The 24,911-nt window shown below is 43.3% G+C and carries 24 protein-coding genes; 19 read left to right on the top strand and 5 right to left on the bottom strand.

The genetic code is table 11. The features are described 5' to 3' along the window. Positions 1 to 194 precede the first annotated feature (194 nt). The 4 genes from jag to rpmH form a co-directional block, all read right to left on the bottom strand. Positions 195 to 818: an RNA-binding cell elongation regulator Jag/EloR gene (jag, locus tag E2L07_RS12230; RefSeq protein ID WP_053432357.1), complete on the bottom strand. Its 624-nt coding sequence runs from the start codon at positions 816 to 818 to the stop codon at positions 195 to 197. Continuing rightward, complete coding sequence (gene spoIIIJ, locus E2L07_RS12235; RefSeq protein ID WP_175414344.1) at positions 815 to 1,588, bottom strand: YidC family membrane integrase SpoIIIJ; 774 nt, start codon at positions 1,586 to 1,588, stop codon at positions 815 to 817. The genes jag and spoIIIJ overlap by 4 nt, the downstream gene beginning before the upstream one ends. Before the next feature lie 48 nt (positions 1,589 to 1,636). After that, positions 1,637 to 1,996 carry a ribonuclease P protein component gene (rnpA, locus tag E2L07_RS12240; protein WP_010900189.1) on the bottom strand — a complete coding sequence of 120 codons (360 nt, stop codon included), beginning with the start codon at positions 1,994 to 1,996 and terminating at the stop codon, positions 1,637 to 1,639. Positions 1,997 to 2,060: 64 nt separating this feature from the next. Further along, positions 2,061 to 2,198, bottom strand: coding sequence for a 50S ribosomal protein L34 (gene rpmH / locus E2L07_RS12245; RefSeq protein ID WP_010900190.1), 138 nt, complete (start codon positions 2,196 to 2,198; stop codon positions 2,061 to 2,063). Positions 2,199 to 2,788: 590 nt separating this feature from the next. On the opposite strand from rpmH, the gene dnaA reads away from it, so the two are divergent. From dnaA to E2L07_RS12285, 8 genes are all read left to right on the top strand, one after another. Continuing rightward, a complete protein-coding gene (gene dnaA, locus E2L07_RS12250) occupies positions 2,789 to 4,138 on the top strand; it encodes a chromosomal replication initiator protein DnaA (protein WP_053432356.1) in 1,350 nt (449 codons plus the stop codon). A gap of 170 nt (positions 4,139 to 4,308) precedes the next feature. Further along, positions 4,309 to 5,451, top strand: a complete 1,143-nt coding sequence (gene dnaN, locus E2L07_RS12255; RefSeq protein ID WP_134229690.1) for a DNA polymerase III subunit beta — start codon at positions 4,309 to 4,311, stop codon at positions 5,449 to 5,451. Positions 5,452 to 5,634: 183 nt separating this feature from the next. Beyond that, complete coding sequence (gene yaaA, locus E2L07_RS12260) at positions 5,635 to 5,856, top strand: S4 domain-containing protein YaaA (RefSeq protein WP_010896187.1); 222 nt, start codon at positions 5,635 to 5,637, stop codon at positions 5,854 to 5,856. Positions 5,857 to 5,867: 11 nt separating this feature from the next. Further along, complete coding sequence (recF, locus tag E2L07_RS12265; protein WP_134229691.1) at positions 5,868 to 6,983, top strand: DNA replication/repair protein RecF; 1,116 nt, start codon at positions 5,868 to 5,870, stop codon at positions 6,981 to 6,983. A gap of 10 nt (positions 6,984 to 6,993) precedes the next feature. Further along, the gene (gene remB / locus E2L07_RS12270; protein WP_010896189.1) at positions 6,994 to 7,263 is read left to right on the top strand and encodes an extracellular matrix regulator RemB; all 270 of its coding nucleotides are present in this window, start codon (positions 6,994 to 6,996) and stop codon (positions 7,261 to 7,263) included. Between the two features lie 72 nt (positions 7,264 to 7,335). Then, complete coding sequence (gene gyrB / locus E2L07_RS12275) at positions 7,336 to 9,249, top strand: DNA topoisomerase (ATP-hydrolyzing) subunit B (RefSeq protein WP_010896190.1); 1,914 nt, start codon at positions 7,336 to 7,338, stop codon at positions 9,247 to 9,249. 21 nt (positions 9,250 to 9,270) lie between these two features. Further along, positions 9,271 to 11,772, top strand: a complete 2,502-nt coding sequence (gene gyrA / locus E2L07_RS12280) for a DNA gyrase subunit A (protein WP_053432352.1) — start codon at positions 9,271 to 9,273, stop codon at positions 11,770 to 11,772. A gap of 195 nt (positions 11,773 to 11,967) precedes the next feature. Beyond that, positions 11,968 to 13,050: an HD-GYP domain-containing protein gene (locus E2L07_RS12285; RefSeq protein ID WP_053432351.1), complete on the top strand. Its 1,083-nt coding sequence runs from the start codon at positions 11,968 to 11,970 to the stop codon at positions 13,048 to 13,050. A gap of 124 nt (positions 13,051 to 13,174) precedes the next feature. Here the strand turns inward: E2L07_RS12285 and E2L07_RS12290 are convergent, their stop codons facing one another. Continuing rightward, complete coding sequence (locus E2L07_RS12290; RefSeq protein ID WP_053432350.1) at positions 13,175 to 13,984, bottom strand: SHOCT domain-containing protein; 810 nt, start codon at positions 13,982 to 13,984, stop codon at positions 13,175 to 13,177. A 336-nt stretch (positions 13,985 to 14,320) separates the two neighbouring features. On the opposite strand from E2L07_RS12290, the gene E2L07_RS12295 reads away from it, so the two are divergent. The 11 genes from E2L07_RS12295 to E2L07_RS12340 all read left to right on the top strand — a co-directional run bounded on the left by E2L07_RS12295 (position 14,321) and on the right by E2L07_RS12340 (position 24,371). Next, a complete protein-coding gene (locus tag E2L07_RS12295) occupies positions 14,321 to 14,740 on the top strand; it encodes a hypothetical protein (RefSeq protein ID WP_134229692.1) in 420 nt (139 codons plus the stop codon). Continuing rightward, positions 14,727 to 15,179, top strand: a complete 453-nt coding sequence (locus tag E2L07_RS12300; protein ID WP_243854951.1) for a hypothetical protein — start codon at positions 14,727 to 14,729, stop codon at positions 15,177 to 15,179. The genes E2L07_RS12295 and E2L07_RS12300 overlap by 14 nt, the downstream gene beginning before the upstream one ends. Before the next feature lie 2 nt (positions 15,180 to 15,181). Then, complete coding sequence (locus E2L07_RS21760; protein ID WP_407901391.1) at positions 15,182 to 15,424, top strand: Gp15 family bacteriophage protein; 243 nt, start codon at positions 15,182 to 15,184, stop codon at positions 15,422 to 15,424. Further along, complete coding sequence (locus E2L07_RS12310; RefSeq protein WP_134229694.1) at positions 15,415 to 16,944, top strand: phage tail protein; 1,530 nt, start codon at positions 15,415 to 15,417, stop codon at positions 16,942 to 16,944. The genes E2L07_RS21760 and E2L07_RS12310 overlap by 10 nt, the downstream gene beginning before the upstream one ends. Continuing rightward, entirely contained in the window at positions 16,945 to 17,697 is a 753-nt protein-coding gene (locus E2L07_RS12315) for a distal tail protein Dit (RefSeq protein ID WP_134229695.1), read from the top strand. Positions 17,698 to 17,833: 136 nt separating this feature from the next. Continuing rightward, a complete protein-coding gene (locus E2L07_RS12320; protein ID WP_010896198.1) occupies positions 17,834 to 19,327 on the top strand; it encodes a phage tail spike protein in 1,494 nt (497 codons plus the stop codon). Positions 19,328 to 19,339: 12 nt separating this feature from the next. Continuing rightward, on the top strand, positions 19,340 to 19,525 hold the full coding sequence (locus E2L07_RS12325; RefSeq protein WP_010896199.1) for a hypothetical protein: 186 nt from the start codon (positions 19,340 to 19,342) through the stop codon (positions 19,523 to 19,525). After that, positions 19,518 to 19,952 carry a hypothetical protein gene (locus E2L07_RS21265; RefSeq protein WP_243854952.1) on the top strand — a complete coding sequence of 145 codons (435 nt, stop codon included), beginning with the start codon at positions 19,518 to 19,520 and terminating at the stop codon, positions 19,950 to 19,952. The genes E2L07_RS12325 and E2L07_RS21265 overlap by 8 nt, the downstream gene beginning before the upstream one ends. A gap of 79 nt (positions 19,953 to 20,031) precedes the next feature. After that, positions 20,032 to 20,379 (top strand): hypothetical protein, encoded by a 348-nt coding sequence (locus E2L07_RS21270; RefSeq protein ID WP_243854953.1) that lies wholly within the window; start codon positions 20,032 to 20,034, stop codon positions 20,377 to 20,379. Further along, positions 20,376 to 23,240, top strand: a complete 2,865-nt coding sequence (locus E2L07_RS12335) for a glycoside hydrolase family 18 protein (RefSeq protein ID WP_134229696.1) — start codon at positions 20,376 to 20,378, stop codon at positions 23,238 to 23,240. Before E2L07_RS21270 ends, E2L07_RS12335 begins: the two co-directional genes overlap by 4 nt. A 51-nt stretch (positions 23,241 to 23,291) precedes the next feature. Beyond that, positions 23,292 to 24,371 carry a hypothetical protein gene (locus tag E2L07_RS12340; protein ID WP_233443869.1) on the top strand — a complete coding sequence of 360 codons (1,080 nt, stop codon included), beginning with the start codon at positions 23,292 to 23,294 and terminating at the stop codon, positions 24,369 to 24,371. The last annotated feature ends 540 nt before the right edge of the window (positions 24,372 to 24,911 follow it).

The raw sequence follows: 24,911 nt of genomic DNA on the forward strand, positions 1-24,911 counted from the left end.
TAACGTTATAAGCAAATCATGCTTGATGAAATCATTTTTCCCTAACTAAAAAAGATAACACAAATTGGTGGCCTAGTCATCCATTCAGCCTTAGAAAACGTAGATTACCACCAAGTTTTCGTCATGTAAAAAAACAAGCGGCCTTCTGAAAGTAGAAAGCTGCTTGTTTTCCGTTCCATATGAACGTAAGTGTACTACCTTTTTGGTGCAATCACAACGTGACGACCGATGCCTTGTCCTTCTGAATACGTCTCGACATCCCCTAGCTCCTGCAGAGCCGTATGAATGATTTTTCGCTCGTGGGCACTCATCGGCTCTAACGATACAGGGCGTTTCGTTCGTAACGCTTTACTTGCAAGACGTTCCGCTAATTGAACGAGCGCTTCCTTCCGGCGAGCCCGATAATTTTCAGCGTCCAACTGAATCCGAATGAATTCGCCTTCTTCTTTATTGGCGACAAGATTGACTAAATATTGCAAGGAATCTAACGTCTGTCCGCGCTTTCCAATTAACGTCCCTAAATCTTGCTCACCCGAGATGTTAAAGAGGACGGTAGCCGGGTCTTTCTCTATCGTTACCTCGACTTCCATATCCATTTCTTGCAGAAGTTCTTCTAAAAAGGCTTTTGCTCGGTCCACGGGATCAGGTTTGACAACGACTTCGATGACTGCTGGCTTCGATCCTAATATCCCAAACAACCCACTTTTCGGCTCTTCCACGACTGTATACGTGATGCGTTCCCTCGTTGTTCCAAGTTCGATGATCGCCTGTTCAACAGCTTCTTCCACCGTTTTACCTGATACTCTCCGTTTCGTCACTTTTTCTTTCCTCCCACCTTTACATCAGCAGCTGCTTTTTTAGCGCCGACGTTTGGTCCTGTAATGAAATACGTTTGCAAGATCATAAACAAGTTACCAATGACCCAATACAATGCGAGGGATGACGGTAAAAACATCGCAAAGACTAAAATCATGACAGGCATAACATATAAAAGCACCTTCATTTGCGGGTTATCTGTAACCATCATCATTTTTTGCTGCAAGAATGTTGTGATTCCGGCAATAATCGGTAATAAAATCGGATCCGGCTGGTTCAATACAAACCATAAAAAGTGTTCATCTCCAATTTCCCGCGTCCGCATAATCGCATGATAAAAAGCGAGTAAGATCGGCATTTGGATCAATACAGGAAAACAACCAGCTAACGGATTTACTCCATGCTTCTGGAACAAGGCCATCGTTTCCTGCTGCAATTTTTGCTGGGTTCGCTGATCCTTCGCACTATATTTTTCACGAAGCGCCTGCATTTCAGGTTGAAGTGCTTGCATCGCTCGTGTACTTTTTAACTGCTTAATCATCAGCGGAAGGATGAGCAATCTGATTAAAAGCGTGACAACGATGATCGCAAGGCCAAAGCTGCCATTAAAAGCATTGGCAAAATAAATCATTAACCACGAAAGAGGATAAACAAAATATGAGTCCCAAATCCCTTCACTCTGTGCATTAATGGGCTCGTTCACGTTAAAACACCCTGTCATTAGAAGCAGGATGGAAACTAGCATCGCTGCCATTCCAAACTTTCTATACACGACGGTTCCTCCTTGTTTCTCTTCCAATTCCTTGTTTGTCAAATCTATTTATTTATGGGCACGTACCTTAGGCTGAATGATTTTTGCTTTTTTGCATACGTGCCATAAGCTCCCTTTGACTTGCTCATAGGTCATGTCAGCTGCCGGCTTTCGCGCAATAATGACATAGTCACGCTCCCCGGAAATCGCCTGTTCATGCTCCTGAAAAAACGTGCGGATGAGACGTTTTACACGGTTACGCGTTACGGCATTGCCGATTTTTTTACTGACCGAAAGACCGACACGAAAAAAGTCTTGTCCTTCTTTCGGCAACACATAGATGACAAATTGGCGATTAGCAACGGAAAATCCTTCATTGAAGACGCGGGAAAATTCATCGCTTCTTTTAATCCGATGTTCTTTTTTCAATCCGTTCCACCGTCCTCTTTACCATCTTTTCCCCTGAAGAAAAAGACCACTGACATCAGTGGCCTTATGCAGATAGCACTTTTCTTCCTTTTTTCCGACGACGAGCTAATACTTTACGGCCATTTTTAGTGCTCATACGCGCACGAAAACCGTGTACTTTTTTACGTTTGCGGTTATTTGGTTGGAATGTTGGTTTTCCCATTTATAACACCTCCCTGAGGACTTTGAGGATTTTGTCATCATCAAAAGACATTCTTGTAAATTATATGAAACGTCGGTTTCCTTGTCAAGATTCGTTTTTTGTAAATGACCTCCTTAGTCTATTTTACAACAACATCACTGTGGATAACATCTATCCACACACAAATGCATGTCCTCAAACTTATCGACAGATTACACACATGATCTTGTGTTGTGGATAAAAAACAAACACAGCATATTGAACCTTGTGGATAAATAGCTAGAACCCTTGCAACTACTTATTTTTTTTGCTAAGATATTCTTGTTTTACACGTGGATGCCTATTTTGAACGTCAATTATTATCCACACGCTGTGTATAACTTTGTGGACAGTTGTTTACGAGCTTATCCACGCAGGTGTGATTCGTGTTCATTCGACGTTTTTCTACTATATTATATTCTATCCACATCGTTTTTCAGAATTTCATATTTATTCATCACTATACACACTAGGTATACATACGTTGTACAGCCTAGTCTTTCTTTTCTTCTACTAACCTTATAAACAAATGGCTGCAGTTTATTTTTTTTAAGAATAGGAGGGAGCAACGGTTGGAAAATATCCATGATTTATGGGAGCGCGCCTTGAAATCGATGGAAAAAAAGGTGAGCAAACCGAGCTTCGAGACATGGTTAAAGCAAACAAAGGCAAACAGCATTGAAGATAGCACGATCATCATAACAGCACCAAATGAATTTGCTCGGGACTGGTTGGAGAAACATTACGACGAGCTCATTTCTGAAACAATTGATGATCTAACAGGTGTTCGCCTATATCCAAAGTTCGTCATTCCGACAAGTCAACTTGATGAACCTTTCGTTGAGCAAGAATTGAAAAAGCCGATGAAACAGCCTCCAGCACAAAATGGAGAAATGCCTAATAACATGCTCAATGACAAATACACATTCGATACGTTTGTCATCGGATCTGGCAACCGCTTCGCTCACGCAGCATCACTTGCGGTAGCGGAAGCTCCTGCAAAAGCATACAACCCACTTTTTATTTATGGTGGAGTCGGTCTGGGAAAAACCCACTTAATGCACGCCATCGGACATTATGTGATGGATCATAACCCGAATGCGAAAGTCGTCTATTTGTCATCTGAGAAATTTACGAATGAATTTATTAATGCGATTCGTGACAACAAAGCGGTCAATTTCCGAAACAAATATCGAAATGTTGATGTGTTGCTGATTGACGATATTCAGTTTCTCGCAGGAAAAGAGCAAACACAGGAAGAGTTCTTCCATACGTTTAATGCGCTTCATGAAGATAACAAACAGATTGTCATCTCAAGCGATCGTCCTCCTAAGGAAATTCCAACGTTGGAAGATCGCTTGCGCTCTCGATTTGAGTGGGGCTTAATTACTGACATTACTCCACCAGATTTAGAAACGAGAATTGCGATTTTGCGGAAAAAGGCGAAGGCTGAAAACCTCGACATCCCAAATGAAGTGATGCTCTATATAGCCAATCAAATTGATACGAACATTCGTGAACTAGAGGGAGCGCTCATCCGCGTCGTCGCTTATTCATCCCTCATTAATCAGGATATGAATGCAGATCTAGCAGCAGAAGCATTGAAAGATATTATCCCAAATGCTAAGCCGCGCGTGTTGACAATTACCGATATTCAAAAAACTGTTGGCGAGTATTTCCATGTGAAACTCGAAGACTTTAAAGCGAAAAAACGAACAAAATCCGTTGCTTTCCCAAGGCAAATTGCCATGTATCTATCGAGGGAGCTAACGGATGCCTCCCTGCCGAAAATCGGAAGCGAATTTGGAGGCCGGGATCATACGACTGTCATTCATGCCCATGAAAAAATTTCAAAGCTTCTTTCAACAGACCAAGAATTACAGGATAAAATCCAAGAGATTAGCGACAAGCTACGCTCATAGATTTGTGGGGAATGTGAATGAATCGTTCGCACTTTTGCACAGATTATCCACATGTGCAAAACTAGTAAAATAACGTTTTTTCTCTTGTTATCCACAAACTCACAAGCCCTATTACTAGTACTTCTATATTTAAATATAAATAGATTAATAATAAAAGGAGTCTTATTACGATGCATTTTGTCATTGACCGAGACATTTTTGTCCAAAATGTCAATCACGTATCAAAAGCTGTCAGTTCACGGACAACGATTCCGATTTTAACAGGAATTAAAATTGTTGCAGATCATGAAGGGGTTACGCTCACAGGTAGCGATTCTGATATTTCGATTGAAACGTTCATCCCTCTGGAAGAAGGGGATCGTCAAAATGTTGAAGTTAAACAAGAAGGGAGTATTGTCCTTCAAGCGAAAGTCTTTGCAGAGATTGTCAAAAAGCTCCCGGAACAAGAAATTGAAATTCATGTTCAAGATTCATTTGTTACAACGATTCGATCTGGTTCTTCCGTCTTTAATTTAAACGGCTTAGACCCAGATGAATATCCTAGGCTTCCTGTACTAGAGGAAGATCACGTCTTTCGACTTCCGCAAAAAATTTTAAAAGACATCATTCGACAAACTGTGTTTGCTGTGTCCGCTCAGGAAACACGACCAGTGTTGACAGGTGTGAACTTTGAAATAGAAGACGGCATTCTCACCTGTACTGCAACAGATAGCCACCGCTTGGCGATGCGCAAAGTTCCGGTAGAAAAAAACGATGACGAGTTGCAATTTTCAAACGTCGTTATCCCTGGAAAAAGCTTGAATGAATTGAGCAAAATTTTAGATGAAAATGAAGAGCTACTTGATATTGTCGTAACAGAAAATCAAACCCTTTTTAAGTTAAAAAACATGTTATTTTTCTCTAGATTGCTTGAAGGAAAGTACCCTGTGACGAAAAATATGATTCCGAAAGAAGCAAAAACATCATTCGCTGTTCATACAAAGGCCTTTTTACAAACGTTAGAGCGTGCTCTTCTCCTTTCGAGAGAGGGTAAAAACCAAGTGATTAACTTAAAAACATTAGGAGATGGTGTCGTAGAAGTTACGGCGATTACACCTGAAATTGGAAAAGTAACTGAAAATGTGGCGACTCAAGGCTTAGAAGGGGAAGAATTAAGAATTTCGTTCAACGGGAAAAATGTCATTGATGCGCTTAAAGTCGTTGACTCTGAAAGCATCCATATTGCGTTTACCGGTGCGATGAGTCCATTTGTATTAAGCCCAACCGATCACGATCAATCACTTCATCTTTTCTCACCTGTGCGCACGTACTAGGGAATCGTCCGCGCCAGTAGAGGAATAGAAGGAAAGGTATTGGCGAGCGCTCAATAGTTTAGTACAATAGAAAAAGAGACAAACGGTTAGATCATAACGGACACAAGTAAGACAGCACTTCGACTGGAATGCTGTCTTATCTTTGCTAATGAGGCATTTGTCACGAAGAAAGCGAGGTCAATCATGTCACAACAACTACCAATAACCACATCGTACATTACGTTAGGTCAGCTGTTAAAAGAGGTCGGAGTGATTGATACAGGTGGAATGGCGAAATGGTATCTCGCCGAACACGAAGTATTGGTCAATGGAGAGTCTGAGGATAGACGAGGGAAAAAGCTCTTCTCAGGGGATTCCGTTACGCTGGCTGATGGGACTGTCATCGATTTGGTTGATGCGGAATAGAGGGTACGAACGTGCACATTGAGCGATTAACGCTAAAGCAGTTTCGTAATTATGATGAACTCGACGTATCGTTTGAACCGAACGTAAATGTGATCATCGGTGAAAATGCTCAAGGGAAGACGAATGTGATTGAGGCGATTTATTTTTTAGCACTGGCGAAATCACATCGCACCGCTCGTGACAAGGAGCTCATTCAGTGGGAAGCACCTTTTGCAAGAATCGAGGGGGCGTTTCAAAAACAGAACGGTCCACTTTCGTTACATGTTGTCCTTTCAGGAAAAGGGAAAAAAGTAAAGGTTAACGGACTTGAACAACGGAGGCTAAGTGATTACATCGGTGCCGTAAACGTCGTCATGTTCGGCCCAGAAGATTTGAATCTCGTGAAAGGTAGTCCGCAAATTAGGCGGCGCTTTCTCGACATGGAGTTAGGCCAAATGAGCCCTGTTTATTTACATCAGCTCGCAATGTACCAAAAAATCCTTTTACAGCGTAACCATTTGTTAAAGCAGCTCTTTGGCAAAGCGAATTCTGCCCCGATGCTCGACGTACTCACAGACCAACTGATTGAAGTAGCTGTAGAGGTGACGAAAAAGCGGTTTGAATTCATTCAACTGCTCCAACGATGGGCGGAAGAAATCCATCAGGCCATTTCTAGAGGGAAAGAGAAACTAGTGATTACGTATGAACCGTCCGTTCACGTATCAGAACAGTTGAATTTGTCGAAACTAAGAGAAGGATTCTATGAGGCGTACGAACAAAAGAAAGAGCGAGAACGACAAAGGGGAACGACATTATTCGGACCGCACCGGGATGACCTTGTGTTTTTTGTGAATGACAAGGACGTTCAGACGTACGGCTCCCAAGGTCAACAACGGACGACGGCTCTCTCCTTAAAGCTAGCAGAAATTGAATTGATGAAAGAGACGATTGGGGACTACCCGATCTTACTGTTAGATGATGTGTTATCAGAGCTTGATGATTACCGGCAATCCCATTTGCTCCATGCGATTCAACATCGAGTACAAACGTTCGTGACAACGACAAATGTGGATGGGATTGATCATCAAACCTTACAGGAAGCAACGATCTATGAAGTAGAGCAAGGGTCGTTGAAAAAGAAGGGATAGGTGATAGCTCGTGTTTATTCATTTAGGCGGAGATCATGTCATTCGATCAAAAGACGTGATCGCGATTTTAGATCGTGATATGGAGCAGTCCTCGGGTGTGACGAAGGAGTATTTAGAGCATCACCAAAAGAATGGGAATATTGTTACGATATCATCTGATCTTATTAAATCGATCGTCGTTACACCAGATACGATCTATTACTCGCCGATTTCATCGGTTACGCTAAAACGTCGATCTCATGCCGTTTCAGAGCTTGATCGTTTTGGAGAAGAGGAATAAGGTGCTCATTTGCAAGTGATAAGAGAAATAACTGAACGCATGTATGCGTAGTGGAAGCGAAGGTGAACGAAAGTGACGAGGGAACAACAAGCATACGATGAAAGTCAAATACAGGTCCTTGAAGGACTGGAGGCCGTTCGAAAACGTCCAGGGATGTATATCGGATCGACGAGCAGCCGCGGACTTCATCATTTAGTTTGGGAAATTGTCGACAACAGCATTGACGAAGCGATGGCTGGCTTTTGTGATGAGATCGGGGTTGTAATCGAAGAGGATAATAGCATTACAGTTACCGACAATGGTCGAGGCATTCCTGTTGGGATTCATGAAAAGATGGGGCGTCCGGCTGTCGAGGTCATTATGACCGTTCTCCATGCAGGAGGGAAGTTCGGCGGCGGTGGTTATAAAGTATCTGGTGGTTTGCACGGTGTAGGTGCATCCGTCGTAAATGCTTTATCGACGATGCTGGAAGTAGAAGTTCACCGTGAAGGGAAAGTCCACTATCAAAAATTTCATCGCGGTGTACCTGCTGCTGATTTAGAAGTCATTGGCACGACCGATCGAACAGGCACGAAAATCCACTTTAAACCAGACGGTGACATTTTTACGGAAACAACGGTTTTCGAATATGATACTCTCGCATCACGGTTGCGTGAATTGGCCTTTTTAAATAAAGGATTGCGCATTAAGATTACCGATATGCGTGAGGAAGAAAAGTCGGACGAATTTCACTATGAGGGCGGGATCGCTTCATTTGTGGAGCATTTAAACCGCACGCGTGAGACTTTGCACGAAACGCCGATCCATATCGAAGGAGAGAAGCAAGGCGTTTACGTAGAGATCGCCGTCCAATATAACGATGGATTCACGAGCAATATTTACTCGTTTGCTAATAATATCAACACCCATGAAGGGGGAACGCACGAGTCAGGGTTTAAAACAGGTCTTACTCGTGTCATTAACGATTATGCCCGCAAGCATAATTTGTTCAAAGAAAGCGATCCGAACTTAACGGGGGAAGATGTACGTGAAGGATTAACCGCCATTATCTCGGTAAAAATTCCTGATCCTCAGTTTGAAGGGCAAACGAAAACGAAGCTAGGAAATAGCGAAGCACGTACGATCACTGATTCCCTTTTCACAGAGCATTTTTCCCGGTTTCTGATCGAACATCCGCAAGTGGCACGTAAGCTAGTTGACAAAGGACTCATGGCTTCAAGGGCTAGGGAAGCAGCGAAAAAAGCACGTGAGCTTACGCGGAGAAAGAGCGCTCTTGAGGTAAGCTCTCTCCCAGGAAAACTAGCAGACTGTTCATCACGCGACGCTTCGATTAGTGAGATTTACATTGTGGAGGGGGACTCTGCTGGCGGATCGGCCAAACAAGGCCGTGATCGGCATTTCCAAGCGATTCTCCCATTGCGCGGGAAAATCTTAAATGTAGAGAAGGCTCGATTAGATAAAATATTAGCGAACAATGAAATTCGCGCGATCATTACCGCCCTTGGAACAGGAATTGGTGATGATTTCGACATTGAAAAGGCTCGTTACCATAAAATTATTATCATGACAGACGCCGATGTGGATGGAGCGCACATTCGCACGTTGATTTTAACGTTCTTCTATCGCTACATGAGGCCGTTAATTGAACACGGATACGTCTATATTGCGCAGCCACCGTTATACAAGGTACAACAAGGGAAAGACATTCAGTATGCGTACGGTGATGCAGAGCTTCAGGAAATCTTAAGTCAGCTTCCAGATAAGGCGAAGCCAGGAATCCAGCGATATAAAGGTCTTGGTGAGATGAATCCATCACAGCTTTGGGAAACAACGATGGACCCAGGCCAACGTACCGTCTTACAAGTAACGTTAGAAGATGCTATGAAGGCTGATGAAATTTTCGAAATCTTAATGGGGGACCGCGTCGAGCCACGTCGTGATTTTATTCAAGAGAATGCCCGCTATGTGAAAAATCTCGACATTTAACGGGGAGATGGAGGTTTAAAAATGGCAGAGCAAGATCAATCAAGAGTAAAAGAAATCAATATTAGTCAAGAGATGAAGACATCGTTCATGGATTATGCCATGAGTGTTATTGTGAGCCGTGCTCTCCCCGATGTGCGAGATGGAATGAAGCCTGTACATCGTCGGATTTTATATGCCATGAATGAGCTCGGGATGACATCCGATAAGGCATACAAAAAGTCAGCTCGAATCGTCGGTGAAGTCATCGGGAAATATCATCCGCATGGTGATTCAGCGGTCTATGAAACGATGGTGCGGATGGCGCAAGATTTTAGCTATCGCTACATGCTTGTCGATGGTCACGGTAACTTCGGTTCGATTGATGGGGATGCGGCTGCCGCGATGCGTTATACGGAAGCGCGGATGTCGAAGATTTCCATGGAACTCGTGCGAGACATTAATAAAGACACGATCGATTATCAAGATAACTATGACGGATCGGAAAAAGAGCCAGTTGTCATGCCGTCTAGATTCCCGAATTTACTTGTTAATGGTGCTTCTGGAATTGCAGTGGGAATGGCTACCAATATTCCACCACACCAATTAGGTGAAGTGATCGATGGTGTTCTTGCTTTAAGTAAAAACCCAGACATTAGTGTGCCTGAATTGATGGAACATATTCCTGGTCCTGATTTTCCGACAGGTGCTGAAATTCTTGGCCGCTCCGGTATTCGTAAAGCGTATCAGACGGGTCGTGGATCGATCACTCTCCGTGCGAAGACAGAGATTGAAGAGCATCATGGGAAACAGCGAATCATTGTTCATGAAATTCCATACCAGGTAAACAAAGCGAAGTTAATTGAAAAAATAGCCGAACTCGTACGTGACAAAAAAATTGACGGCATCACCGATTTACGGGATGAGTCAGACCGTAACGGGATGCGGATCGTCATTGAAGTCCGAAAAGATGCCAATGCCAACGTGCTGTTAAATAACTTATACAAGCAAACAGCTTTACAAACGAGCTTTGGGATCAATTTACTCGCGCTCGTCGATGGCCAGCCGAAAGTATTAAACTTGAAAGAGTGCCTCGAGCATTACCTTGCTCATCAAGTCATCGTGATTCGTCGTCGCACGGCTTTTGAGCTTCGGAAGGCAGAGGCCCGGGCCCATATTTTAGAAGGATTACGCATAGCATTAGATCATCTCGATGAAGTGATTTCACTCATCCGCAGCTCACAAACAACGGAAATCGCTCGTAACGGTTTAATGGAGCGTTTCGAACTAAGCTATGAACAAGCACAAGCGATCCTTGATATGAGGCTCCAACGATTAACCGGATTAGAACGGGATAAAATCGAAGCGGAGTACAAAGAGCTTATCGAGCGAATTGCTGAGCTAAAGGCGATTTTAGCTGATCACGAAAAAGTGTTAGACATTATTCGTGAGGAGCTGCTTGAATTAAAGGAAAAATACAATGATGAACGGAAAACGGCCATTTCCGCAAGTGAGGATATGTTTGAGGATGAGGACTTGATTCCTCGCCAAAACGTGGTCATCACATTGACTCATCATGGCTATATCAAACGTTTGCCGATTTCGACGTACCGTAGTCAAAAGCGGGGCGGTCGCGGAATTCAGGGGATGGGAACGAACGAGGATGACTTTGTTCAACACTTGTTTACAACGAACTCCCACCATACGATTTTATTCTTTACGAACAAAGGGAAAGTCTATCGTCTAAAAGGATATGAAATTCCTGAACTCGGGCGGACAGCAAAAGGAATTCCGATTATCAACTTGCTGCAAATTGAACAAGACGAGTATATTAGCACCATTATTCCGATTGAAGAGTTTACGGAGGATCATTATCTCTTCTTTATGACGAAAGATGGGATTGCGAAACGCACCCAGTTATCGTCGTTTGCCAATATTCGACGTGGCGGACTGTTTGCGATTAACTTGCGTGAAGGAGATGAGCTCCACGGTGTTCGTTTAACGAACGGTGACAAGGAGGTCATTGTTGGGACACGACAAGGAATGGCGATTCGCTTCCACGAGACCGATGTCCGTTTGATGGGACGTACGGCCACTGGGGTCAAAGGGATATCCCTCACAGGAGACGACCATGTCGTAGGAATGGATATTGTCGAGGATGGTCAAGATGTATTGATTGTTACCGAGAAAGGGTTTGGTAAACGGACGCCAATCGCCGATTACCGGATTCAAACTCGTGGCGGTAAAGGAATTAAGACGTGCAACATTACAGAAAAGAATGGCCCGCTCGTATCATTGAAGGTAGTATCGGTGGATCATGACCTCATGATCATTACAGCTAGCGGCATCATCATTCGTCTACATGTTAAAGATATTTCTGTCACTGGACGGATTACCCAAGGAGTCACGTTGATTCGTGTAGCTGAGGGGGAAGAGGTTGCAACAGTTGCTCGTGTCGATATCGAAGACGATGAGCTAGATGAAGATGAGTCGATCGAAGAGGAACGTGATGATCAAAGTGAAGTAGAACAAGGTGAGAATGAGTAAAACAAAGGTACCTGTACGTCTATGGACGCGCAGGCACCTTTTTTGTCTTCAAAAAGGGAACAAGCGGCAGGGAGCTAGTAATAACAGACTTCACATAGAATTAGGTATTTTTACTCAATCTATAAGTCCTAAAAAGATAGACTTTTCTCTCTTTATCTAGGTATAATGGTTTAAAAGTGTAAAGGTGAGATTAACGTGAAGGTTAAATTGAACCAACTCGTTCCAGGTTGCATCGTCTTGAAACCAATTATGGCAGAAACAACGACTCCTCTTTATAAAGAGAAAACAGTTCTAACAGCGGAAGATATCCAAACCCTTTCGAAATTCCTAATAGATGAAATTGAAGTGGAGAACGTACTTGCGAATGGGGAAAAGTTTATCCCTTCCGATAACGGCTTAGGGGCCGAGGCAGCTGCCCTAATGGAAACAGGTGATCGCTTTAAGGATCGTTACATGCAAGCTGTCGCTAACTATAAGCAAGTATTTCAGGAGTGGGCAGCTGGGACCCCTGTAGAGATGAAACGTGTTCGCCACATCTTGTTACCTTTGTTTGAAGAAATCGTAGAGAAAAAAGAAGTGTTGCTTCAACTTCATCACTACAGCACGAAAGAAGATTATTTGTATCATCATGCAGTATCCGTTGGACTTCTCTCAGCGTTTCTCGGTGCCAAGTTAGGTTATGAGAAAGGGGAATGGCTAAAAATAGCGTTAGCTGGAGCACTTGCAGACTGTGGAATGGCAAAGTTACCGACGTCTCTTTTGACGAAAAACGGATTATATACACTGAAAGAAAAGCATGAAATGCGTGATCATCCGAAATACAGTTATCAAATGTTGAAAAAGAGGCCTGGAATCGATGGTTCCCTTTTGTCAGCAGTATTACAGCATCATGAACGAGAAGACGGCACAGGATACCCTCTTGGCGTAAGAGGACAAAAAATTCATTTTTACGCTCAAATTCTTGCAGTAGCAGATGTCTATCATGCCATGATCTCGGAGCGAAAGTATCGGAAAAAGAAATCACCCTATATGGTGTTGGAGGATCTCGCAAAGGAGCGATTCGGCAAGTTCAATCCTCATATTGTCCATGTTCTCGTATCTCAGTTAACCCAGCTTTCGGTTCGGACAAGTGTACGCTTAACCAATAATCGTCTCGGTGAAATCGTCTTTATCGACCCGATGGCACCAACTCGTCCGATGGTACAATTGCAAAATGGTGAGATGATTTATTTAATGAAAAATTATACTGTGCACATAGAGGATGTGCTTCTTTCATGATCATAGGGTTAGAACAAAACGAAGACTGACGCAACTAGCATGAAGTCAGTCTTCGTTGTTAGCATAGAATATTGAGTAACGATTAAGTGCATCTATGTCTCTGATGTTACTAAAGGAGTTTTCTTTATATGCCAAGGATTTGCTTCTTTTTAGCGTTAAATTCTTCTTCGGAAATGATGCCATCATCCAGTAGTTCTTTATATTTTTTAAGCTCATCAGCACCAGAGGTAGACGATGATTGAATTTGCGGCGCATACAATTGGTTTTGGTACGATTCAATCAAAGCCTTTGCCCTTTTAAAGTCTTCGAATTGAGCATCATTAGCAATGCTAATTGTATTTTGATCATCGAGTGCATTGAAGGTGCTCCTGCTTTGATTTTCAAGCGACCCTTGGAACGTAAACTGGATATATCCAACTGTTATTTTTCCCATTTTTTTTAATTGGATGCTACTAATTGAACGAATACTTATCGTCTTTTCTCCTCGACCTCTCCTATGGAGCCAATTATAAATAATCTTTATTGCCTCAGGTGTAACGATTAACGTCCCATTCTTCCCTTCAAAAACATCCTCTCGCCATCCTTCTCCTTTTTCGTTTTGTTCACTTACTAGTTTTTGCTCATGTTGGAACGATTCTATTAATGCTTTTGCCTGTTCGAACTGTTTATATTGGGCTTCATCATTGATCATGATCGAATGTTCATCACCCATTGCAGCCAATGCACCTTTTTTCTTTTTCGAGCCCTCTAGAATAAGTTGAATGTACCCTTGTGCCAAAAACCTTGGCTTTTTAAGCTCTATGCTCTGAATAGACTCAAGGATAATCTCCTTTTCGCCTTCCCCTTTAGAGTGTCGATTGCCGTAGATGATTTTCACTGTTTCGGGGGTAACGACTATTGCTCCGTTCCAGCCTTCAAACATTTGTTCACTCAAAGGAATTCCTCCTCTGCATCATTTCTCTATTTTTAATACTAACATATCTTGCATTTTTTAGATTGAATGATCTGATCGTTGGCACAGATCTGGCACAAACGAGGCACAATCCTGGCAGAGCATTTCGATATTTCCCTAGTAACATGATAGTAAGCCCAAAAACGAAAAATGAGCCATGCATAAAAAATGATATAGGTGGGGGCCTTATGATTTGATTCGCTCATTTTAACTAACGGTGGGTTTGAAAGGAGGCGGTAGGTGCTGTAGGAAAGTCTCTGTTGCAAACAAATTCGCTCGTAAACTTTAAGGACCATACTAAAATTAGGAGGAATTCAAATGACAGAAAAGCGATTTGCAGGAACGAGAATCGAAGTAAATGGGATCGTGGTAGCGAAAATTACATCCTTTACACATTCATTAGAGGTTGAGGAAGCGGATGTAACTGGTTTAGGTGACGTTGACGAAGGCAGCTCGGTGTTCAGGCAAAAATTTATTGCATCTGCTATTGGAGAGACGGCTGCAATGGAAGGGGTTGTACTTGTAGATGATGCAGGGCAATCAGAGTTAAAACGTGTAGCTGAGTCTGGGCAGGATGCAGTTGTGAAGCATACAGATGAAAATGGGAATGGTTATGAGCTTACAGGCTTTTTTACAACTTATGAAGAAGAAGGTTCCATATCAGAAGGCGTTTACACGTTCAGCGGTGAGTTCCGTGTAAATGAAAAAAGCGTTGTAAGTGGTGATGAGAGTGCCTAAACATACACAAGAAGAACGATTAAGCTTATTGGATCAAAAAGCAGAAGAACTATCACGAATTCAGCAAGACCAGCTCGTGGCCGATTATGATGAAGCGATAGCTGAACATGAAAACGGTGATAAGCCGAAATATGTAAAATTTGCCGGCGAATATTTTGAGATCTCAAAAGAAATGCCGTTCCGTTTTGCAACCTTTTACTTCCGCCATTGTGTTCGTAAAGTAAAAGGGAAGACGCAAATGGAAGTACCAGAAGATAAAATGTTTGAGTTTATTGAATTGATGCTCGGAAAGAAGTTCTTAGAGCGATTAGAGCAATCGGATGCAGGGGTCCATTTCGTTTTTAAACATATTGTCCCTGACATTATGAGTATGTGGGGATATGACGTCAAATCGGACAAGCCATCAGGTGGTCAAAAAAAAACCAAGACCCGCGGATAATTATTTGGAGCTGGGGCGCGCTTGAGGCGGACTTTTGGCGATTTTATCGGATCGATCTTAATAAGGAAGCCTTTACAAACCGTCTCTCTTGGAGGCGGTTTCTCGTTTTCGTTCGAGCGCTGCCTGAGGATAGTGCGTTCCAACGGTTTTTGAGCGATCGGAAAAACCGTACGATGGCAGAATGGGACGAACAGCAATTATCTGAAAACGCGAAACGGCTAAAGGGGGGAACTAGATGGCAATAACAATTGGCTCGTCGCCTGGGATTACGTTAGACTTCGAGAAAATCCAAAAAGACGGAAAAGTGTTTCAGGACTTGGCAAGCGATCTGGGTAACATTAAAACGCACATTCAAGAGATAAATGAAAACTTAGCGAACGGGCAATTCGGTACCGTGTTTCTAGGAATGGTTGGAACTATTGGGACACTTATTGTTTCGTTTGCCTTATTAGGTCAATCCGTGGAAATATTTAGAGGGATATTTGAATCATTAAAGAGTCCAATTGCTCCTCTCACGATAGGGCTAATAAAATTCATTGCAATCGCAGGGATCATTATTGCCGTGGTAGCGGGAATTGCGGCAGGTTTAATGCACCTATGGAAGACGAATGAGGGGTTTAGAGACACGGTTTTAACAGTGTGGGAAACAATTCAACGGGTCATAACGACCGTGTTAAATGAAGTCGTCTCCTTTATTTCAGAAAAGCTCGAGATGATTAAGCAATTTTGGAACGAGCATGGGGATGCGATCAAACAGGCGGTTTCAAATGTTTTCAACGCGATTTGGGCTGTCATTCAGCCAATTATGGATATGATTTTGGCGATTATGCAGTTTGTGTGGCCATTTGTACGTGAATTAATCATAGGGGTTTGGAACAACATTAAAGGCGTGATTGACGGTGCTTTATCGTTCATTATGGGGTTGATCAAAACCTTTACGGGTCTTTTTACAGGAGACTTTTCATTAATGTGGGAAGGGCTAAAACAAATGTTCATGGGGGCTCTACAATTCATTTGGAATCTCATTCAGCTATGGCTTGTCGGCAGAGTGTTAGGGATTCTCAAAGTGTTTATCGGCCGTTTCATCGGCCCATTAAAAACGATGTGGTCGAACGTACGCGGTATTTTCAGTACAGGGTTAAATGCGATTAGGAACTTCTTTACGAACATTTTTAACTCGATTCGAAGTACCGTAGGAACTATCATGAACAGTATAAGGACAACGATTCAAAACGGTATTAATGCAGCTGTTCAAGTTGTAATGGGCTTCTTTTCTCGTTTTCGTGAAGCTGGGCGCAACATCGTGACAAGTATTGCTGATGGGATTCGAAGCGCCATTGGTGCAGTTACAGGAGCCATTTCAAGTGTTGCGAGTAAAATTCGAAACTTTCTTCCGTTTTCTCCAGCGAAGGAAGGACCATTGCAAGACATTCATCGGTTGAACTTCGGAGGACCGATTCGTGATTCGATTGATGGTGATCTTCCAGAAATCCAATCATCTTTGACGAGAGCATTACACGTTCCGGACGTTGGGATCGGCCAAGTTGGTTCCAGTCCGCTTTTGATGCGCCTCATAAAAAGTTTGGATGCACTTGGACTTAATGGCAATCATGGGATGCTAGCAGGTGCTGGATCAGAAAAAGTAGTCATTGAAGTTCCGGTACATCTTGAAGGGAAAGAAGTCGCGAGAGTAACAGCCCCTTATATGGATACGGAACTTGGGAAGCGGAGAATTTCAACGGTAAGAGCAAGAGGAGGTCGTTAAATGTTTATTTACGATGGGTTTGATTTTTCGCCTTACTTGACCGTCAACTCAATTAAGCGGCCACTTCTTCCACCCCAAGAACTAAGCACGATGTCCATCTATGGCAGACATGGAGATTTCTTTTTCCGAAAGCAGCATGGAGCTGTGACGTTAGTCGTCTCTGTAACGATTCGAGACCAAACAGTGGATGGGTATCGGAACCGAATCAGGGAGCTTGCGGGGCACTTGAATAAAAGCGAGCCGAAACCACTCATTTTTAAAGATGAGTCAGACAAATTTGTTCGTGCCTTAATGACAGATGAATCAGATCTTGAAGAGCTTGTGATGATGGGGCAAGGGGAGTTGAGCTTTTACTGCCCAGATCCTTATTTTTATGCGATTGAAGATGAAGTCTTCACATTTTCAGGAGCCGGAAGTTATGACTTTTCACGGGAAAAGGGAACAACAGAATCGTTCCCCCTTATTGAAATCAGGGGAGAAATCGGGTCAACAGGAGAAGTAACCATTGAAACCGATGATACGCGACTAACCTTTAACGGACTGCTCTCACGTGGTGACATTTTAACATTGGATAGTCACTATCTTACGGCTTATATTCAAAAGCCAGATGGTTCGCAAGTGTCAGCGATCAATGAGCTTGACCGAATGGATTTTCCAGTGTTGAAAACAGGCGTCAATCACATGGCGATCCGTGCCACCGGAGAGGCTGATGTCCATGAAGTACAGATGATGTCCCGAAGTCGCTGGCTTTGAGGTATGTCAAAGGATGATAAGAACGCTCTTTGCTGAAGAGCGTTCTTATTTGATCTTGGTAAGCTCGAAAACAGCTCTTCGCAAGAAGACACTAGTGAAGGAATGAGAATTTTGATTGTGGGAGGTTGAAAGGGGCATGTACTCATATAACCAGCTAAGACGAGTAACGTTTAATCAGCTAGGCCGCATCGCCTACAACAGTCGTTCTTCTCCTCGTAGAAGGGCTGTTTTTGAACGATTAGCGGGAGCAAGGCCAGTCGTTTTGACACAGGAACGTGAACGGCTAGCTGTTTTAGATCATGCGAATGACATTATACTGGAACAGGAGATTAATGGCATTGACACAGTGACGTTTAACATTCCATTTTCTGATGAGAAAAATCAATTTATTCAAAATGAACACCTGATTCAAATTATTGATGACTATTACATTATTCGTAAGATTACCCATAGTCGAGGGAGTCAAGGGGTGCCAATAACAGAAGTGTACGCGGAAGCCCTCTGGTATGATTTGCAGTTCGCGGAGCCGATGGACATTTCGGAGTGGGAAGGCCGCGCCCCAGCAATCGTCATGGCCGATATTTTACGGGGGACGGATTGGAGTGTCGGTCGAGTTGAATTAATGAATGTGAGGAACGTCTCAGTGGAACCGGGAGTGACGAACAGGTTGGCCGCATTAAGTCAGTTGCCAGAAGTGTATGGGGGGGAGCTTCACTTTAATTCAGAAGCAATGACCGTTGACTTTCTCGCTCCTGTTGGCAGACAATCAGGAGCTGCTATTGTGTATGAGAAAAACATTCACTCCATTGAAGCGATCTATGATACGGAAGATCTCATCACCCGCATTTATCCGTACGGAAAAGAGAACCTGTCGATTGAGGATATAAATGACGGGGTTCCATACTTGGACATTCGAGACGATCCGTCTTACGAGTTTACGGATAAGCTGAGGGTGAGAATATTAAAAGACGACCGATTTACGAATCCGTTTCATCTGCGGGAAATGGCAGAGGAAGCGTTGAAAGTCTTAAGTCAGCCGCGGACATCCTATCATATTAAAGCAGCTGATCTCTCGGAGATGGCTGGAATGAGTCATGAGCAATTTTTTCTTGGAGATGAAGTCAGGGTATATGATAAAGAACTCGGCATTGATATTGCTACGAGAATTATGGCATGGCAATACAATGTCGCTGAACCGTGGAATACGGAAATAATGCTTGAATCCAAGCAGCCAACGTTATCCGATCTATTAACAGGGATTCAAGAAGGTACTGGATTTTTACAGTCAGAGGACACGGTTGACTCATCCGATATGTTGGAGCTATCTGTTTTTAATCATATTTTAAATAGCCGTGCAGACGATGGGTTCCATTATTGGACAAATTCAGGCTGGGAAATTGATGCTGTGAATGGTTACAGCGGCAATGCTTCGTTCAAGGCAACCGGAACGACTGGAAGAAAGGTGTTAAGTCAGACTGTTTATCCAGCTCATCGAGATCATTATGCGATTTCGTTTCGGAGTGCAACGAAAGAATTTCAGACGAATGACGGCGGTCGGGTCGGCCTTGAGATCATTGTTCGCTATGATGACGGAACAGAAGATGAACCAACGTTTATTTCGTTAACGTAAGGAGGAGGAAACATGTTTTCAGAGCGTTATGGGGTCATTCAAGCCGATTCGTCAAAAACGGTGTCAGAGATAGAAGTCCGGATCATTGCCGAAAAATTTTCAGGAGAAGTCCATTTGACTGATGTGATGCTTCAAGGAGGAAGGCTGAGCACGAATTGGACAGGGCATCCAAGTGAGCAGCATTGGTCGAATGAATGAGCATATGTACAGTAAAGACCAATGGGCGAGATTTCTGACCCAAGACGTGAAAACAAATGCAGAAAAACGAGTGCGTGCGATTGAGTTCAAGCTACTCGCAGAGAACTTTCGAGGACAAATCAACATCACAGATCTCCAACTGCAAGCAGGAAAATTTGTAACAGGTACGGTTCCCTATACAGGCGAGTGGTTACGTAGGAAGAGTAGTACATTGGATGAACATGACTCAATGGAAGGTGTGAGCGAGCCAATTGAGATTCGTGGTGACCAACCCCGCGTATTTGAAGGGATAAGAAATCGTTTCTATAACATCGTTGGTCGGGGCCATGAAGCGTTAGCTTTTCCGAATGTGGAAGAAAATCGATTTGACCGACCAAACGTAACAACCCCCCCTAGACTTAACACTTTATACGAAAAATTCATTTGATTTGTTGCGGATCTCTACGAACCAAGGCAGTCTTTTGGATGAATCGTTACAACCTTATCCTGACATAAGAGATCACCCTTTGAATCTTAGGTATTCGAAAGAGTTTTATTTTGAAGGGGGCGAAGGTGGAAGTGAGATTAAACTGCATGCCTCCAGAAATATAGCCACCTTAAATGGCAGAGCCGCCAATAGAAGAAGTCGTACCCTCCCCATCGGTAGCGCTGAATTGAAAATGGGACAGCAACGAATGATGGGGCTTCCTGCTGGCTCAGGAAGAATTCGTATCGAATTTTACAATCTAGTAGAGGAGACGGTTGAAACGGAATGGGGCGATATTGAACAGCGACAAATTTTAAGAGATACAGGAGTTGGTTACTGGGGAGTAGCTGAATTCGCCCATTGGGAGAACGGGAGGTCGAAGCTATGACAAGCATGCAGTTTATGTCATGGAGTCTAAATGAACCGAGCAATGCTCAATTCCAGCAGTATGCTGTGGAGACAGAGCCAGGCGTCTGGAGAGTGGATAATCCGAATGCTTTCCTAAACTGGGGCGGAGATCAGAAAAACTTTTGGATTGCGTTTTTGAAACACCATCAAAAAATATCTTCGTTTGGTCTCCATGACTTCGGCGTTCGGAGTGATGGAACCATTTATAGCTACAAAGCTGGTACGACTTTTACCGTGCTTAATGATGAAGGCCAGGTTCAATATTGGATACGTGATAGCCTGCGCTACTTGCTCGATTCCTATCCTTCGATTGAATGGTTTTTACAAGCTGTTTGCATGGGGGCACCAGTAGAGTCAATGTTAGACAATGAGTCGTCACAAACAACCTTTATTCACCAATTTCGCCTCATTACAGAGCAGTATATCGAGCGGTTTCCGAATCGGATTAAAGGGCTGGAAATTGATTTTGAAAAATCAAGCTCACGGCCACGAGAGTTTCGAGAGGCGGAGAAGTATCGCGACTTTTTAGCAAGAGTTAAAAATGAAATCGCCATTCCGCTAGGCTTAAAACTAAGAGTCAATCTCCATGCGATGACAGGTGATTTTAATCCCTATTGGTATCAGTGGACAGATTATCGAACGCTAGCTACTGGACGGGATAAGAACGGGAACGACATTTGTGATGAGTGGCAAATTATGTCGTATGATTTTGCTCATAACAATTCGGCACCTGGGCCGTCAACGCCCGTTTGGTGGCTTCAGCAAGTGCTCGCCCATGTGAATAATGTTTTTCGAAATGAGAACGTTTGGATTGGCAATGCTGCCTATGGACGGCGCTGGCCATTAGAGGCGAAACGTTCAGGTACGGCGGTTCGCTACTGGCAATTACTCATGTGGCAAAATGGGATTTTTAAACATAACATCGGGCGGCCAGCAGATACAGGAGCGTTTACGTGGGTAGAACAGTCCTATATTCCTTATTGTGGTTTCCACGACGATGAATCAGGTTATCAACGGACGTTTCTCCATTGTTATGACCGATTTCGTGTCGATTACGGAAAGTTACAAGGAGCCTACAACAATCAATCCGTTATCTTTCGCTCTACCTATCAAGGGCAGCGCTACATTACGAGCTTTTCTAAACACCAAAGATCAAAGTTTTCAGGGATTGAAGCAATTGTTCATAACGGGACCGCACGGGGGAACTATACAACTCCGACGCGATGGACTCCGGACGGTTTTTCACAAACGTTTACAGCTTATAACACCCACCGGGCAACATATCGCCCGAACCATGACCTTGAGCGATGTGAATTGGATGAAGAGGCAGGAAATGTTACGTATTCATTTCACTTAAATCAGCCGGGGAAATATCGGCTCATTGCTGTTGTTTATTTCCCTTATTTGAATGGCAAGATCCCCCTAACGATCAACGGGCACATGTATACGATAGGGGATGATGTGCCGGACTGGTATCCTTTTTATGTGAATCCAGATCGTCATTTTTACGATTGTGGTGAATGGGATCTACAGATATCCAATACGATTCAGGTGGGCGTGACAGAAGACTCGGCGGCGATTATGGGCTTTGTTATCTGTGATCATTTTGAACATGGAATGACGGGCGGTTACGTTGAATATGACGTCAATCTCCAAGCCCCATACAAAAGGGGGACAATTGAAAATGGAATCGTTACAAAAGAGGAAGCGTCTTTTCCCCAGCACGTCACTTTAACAGGTGAACTTTTACGAAGACCACCTAGACCGGCCATTGTGTGGGAAGATTTATTCGGCCCTCACGCTCGATTGAATGCAAACGGTGAAAAAGAAGTGAAAAATTTAGTGGAGACACCGTACTACCAACGGGCTCGCATGGTTACGCCATCAGGAAATCAATATGAAAATCGTCAGTGTGTCGGAACAGCGGAACTTGTCGGTTATTCAAATGGAAATTGGGAACCATTCGCCGAAAACTATTGCTTTGCCGATGCGCGAGGTCAGTCAGCCCAGCTATTACTTCATAAGGAGTTTCAATTTAACCCTCATATAGAAGCGGATGCAACGGCTCTCGATTCAGGTCAGGTTGGCATCCGTTTTTATGCCAAAGGAAAAGGTCAAACAGGGAATGGGTATTTGTTCCTTGCTGATTTTCAATCTCGACAATACCGACTCGTCTACCAGAGCAACGGACAAAGTCAAACCCTTGCAACAGCCCCAATTGGGACTTTACAAGTTGGCAGCCGCTATACGTATAGAGTGAGAGTCCATAACGGTAGAATTCTCTGTCTCATCGGAAGCAATACGGTCATTGATTATACGGATCAATCGACCAATCGGATGGATAGAGGTGCTCATGGCATTTATGCCTCCGGTTGTCGCATCCGCTGCCATCGCCTTCATGTGGCAACAAATGATCGCTATGAACCGATGGAAAAAGTACAAGTCATTGTTGATAGTCAAGAACAACCAATTGCATTAGAAGAATCGAGACCCTATTCCTATGATGAATTGGGTTATTTGGTGTATTCCGGATTTAATCCTGATCAAGGGTTAGGCATTAGCATTAGCAACGACTATGAAAACTTGCCCATTGCCACGATTCCGTCTTGGATAGGGGAGAAGAAGGTAAAAATTCGGTTAGCGGATGCTGGCGTTTGGCTAAGAAGCTTTTATGTGGGAGATTCTGAGGGTTATTCTATTGCTTGGAATAGCGATTTAGAAGGATTTATGACAACGTTAAAAATGATTGAGGATTATGGATGTAAAGGAGTCGCAATGTGGACGGTCGGGCAGGAAGATCCGAGGGTATTCACTTATTTGCCTGGACGTGATGACCGTTAAAGGAGAGAGGAACAGGACTTACTTTGAGCTTGAAGGATAAAAAGGAGGACGATGAAAGTGGCGAAAACACCTTACCGTGATTTAGCAAGTGAAAGTATTTTATCGGCTCATCTATCAGGGGTACAGCACGATGTTAATAAAATTCAGGACGTTCTAGGGATGAAAACGGATGTGAAGGAGAACCATCCTCTGCTGCCTGTAACGGATCAAGAAGATTCGACCTTGCGTTTTCGAATTTATGAAGCAGATATACGGAATTGGACTACTCAACCGGAGCCTGTCATTTACCGAGATGGGACCGTGGTTGATCCAGGGGAATATGAGCTTTATCCAGCATACGGAGCAGTCGTATTTGTGGCTCAGCAGCATACGGACGCAGAAGTAACCGCCGATTTTACTCATATTATTGGAGAGGCAAATATTTTGGATGATATTGCCCAACATGCCCAAGAGATTGAACAGATAAAAGAAAACATGCAGGGCCCTGGTAGCGGAACAGAAGAAGCGGTTATAAGAGTCGGAGGAGTGGAGCCGTTTTATCCTGTTGCTGGAACGTATTTGTCCCATTACCGTCGCGATTACAATCCGATTATTGAAAGTGGTTATCATACGGAAAGCCATAGACCGGCTTTCGGTATTCTCGTCTACGGAAATACAATCGATGCGTTTCCCTTTCCGATCACTCGTAAAACAACCTTCGTACGGGCTGGGTTATGTCTAAGAAACGGAAATGGTACCGTAAGAGCGAAAGTGGGCATTTACGCTGACGATGGCACAGGCAGACCGAGTAATCTCATCTTTCAAAGCCCTGAAATGACCATTGCTGCTGACGGAGGCTGGGGTTACGCTGACCTTCAGGTCGAACTACAACCGGGACTTTATTGGATCGCACGCCATGATGGAGCCGATGCTTATTGGAATGGTTTGCATCAAATGAGTGCGATTCCGTTAATGCGTTTTAATGGAGAAACCTTTCTACAAAACCTTGCCGAGCGACCGAACCCTCACACAGTGTTCGGTGGTTATCGAGCGACGAATATTACCTATGGAAACATGCCGCAAACCTTTCCAACTAGCGGAGAGCTTTTCCGCAGGGATTACTATTGCTCTCCATGGCTCATTACAGGCTAACTAATATGATGGGGTTTAAAGAAGGGTTTTTTACGTGCTATGACTTTCTGATAAGGCCCAAAACTTCATGAGCCAAAGTCGAAGCCGGTCCTGAAAAAAACATCGTATGTTTATGGAAATGTCCATTCCGCTCAAGAAGGACAGACGATCGAGACGGCGCAACTAGCACGGAATGCCGGTTGTGCCGTCTAAATTTTTACGCTCCCCACTAAAAAGGATGCAGTGTCCAGTAATCCTTGGTTAGGCCAGAATATCAATAGAAAGTAAAACGAGCAGTATAGAAAACAGATTTAAAATAGAGAGACTACAGAGACTATTATAATTGATTATTTATGAAAGGAGCTTACTAGGAAGAGTCTTTTCTTCTATACATAGGACGAGTACTGAGAGTATAAAATATTTTGTGTAAATGAAAAATTCCATGTAAAAAGGAAGACCCTTTCTTGGTAGAATAAAGTCACCATAACCAATTCTAGAAAAGAGGTCTTCCCTATGAATCAGTTTACAACAAAAATTGTCGATGCACTAGTAAAAAAACAA

The sequence above is a fragment of the Halalkalibacterium halodurans genome (assembly GCF_004376175.1).
Lineage (GTDB): Bacteria > Bacillota > Bacilli > Bacillales > Bacillaceae_D > Halalkalibacterium > Halalkalibacterium halodurans.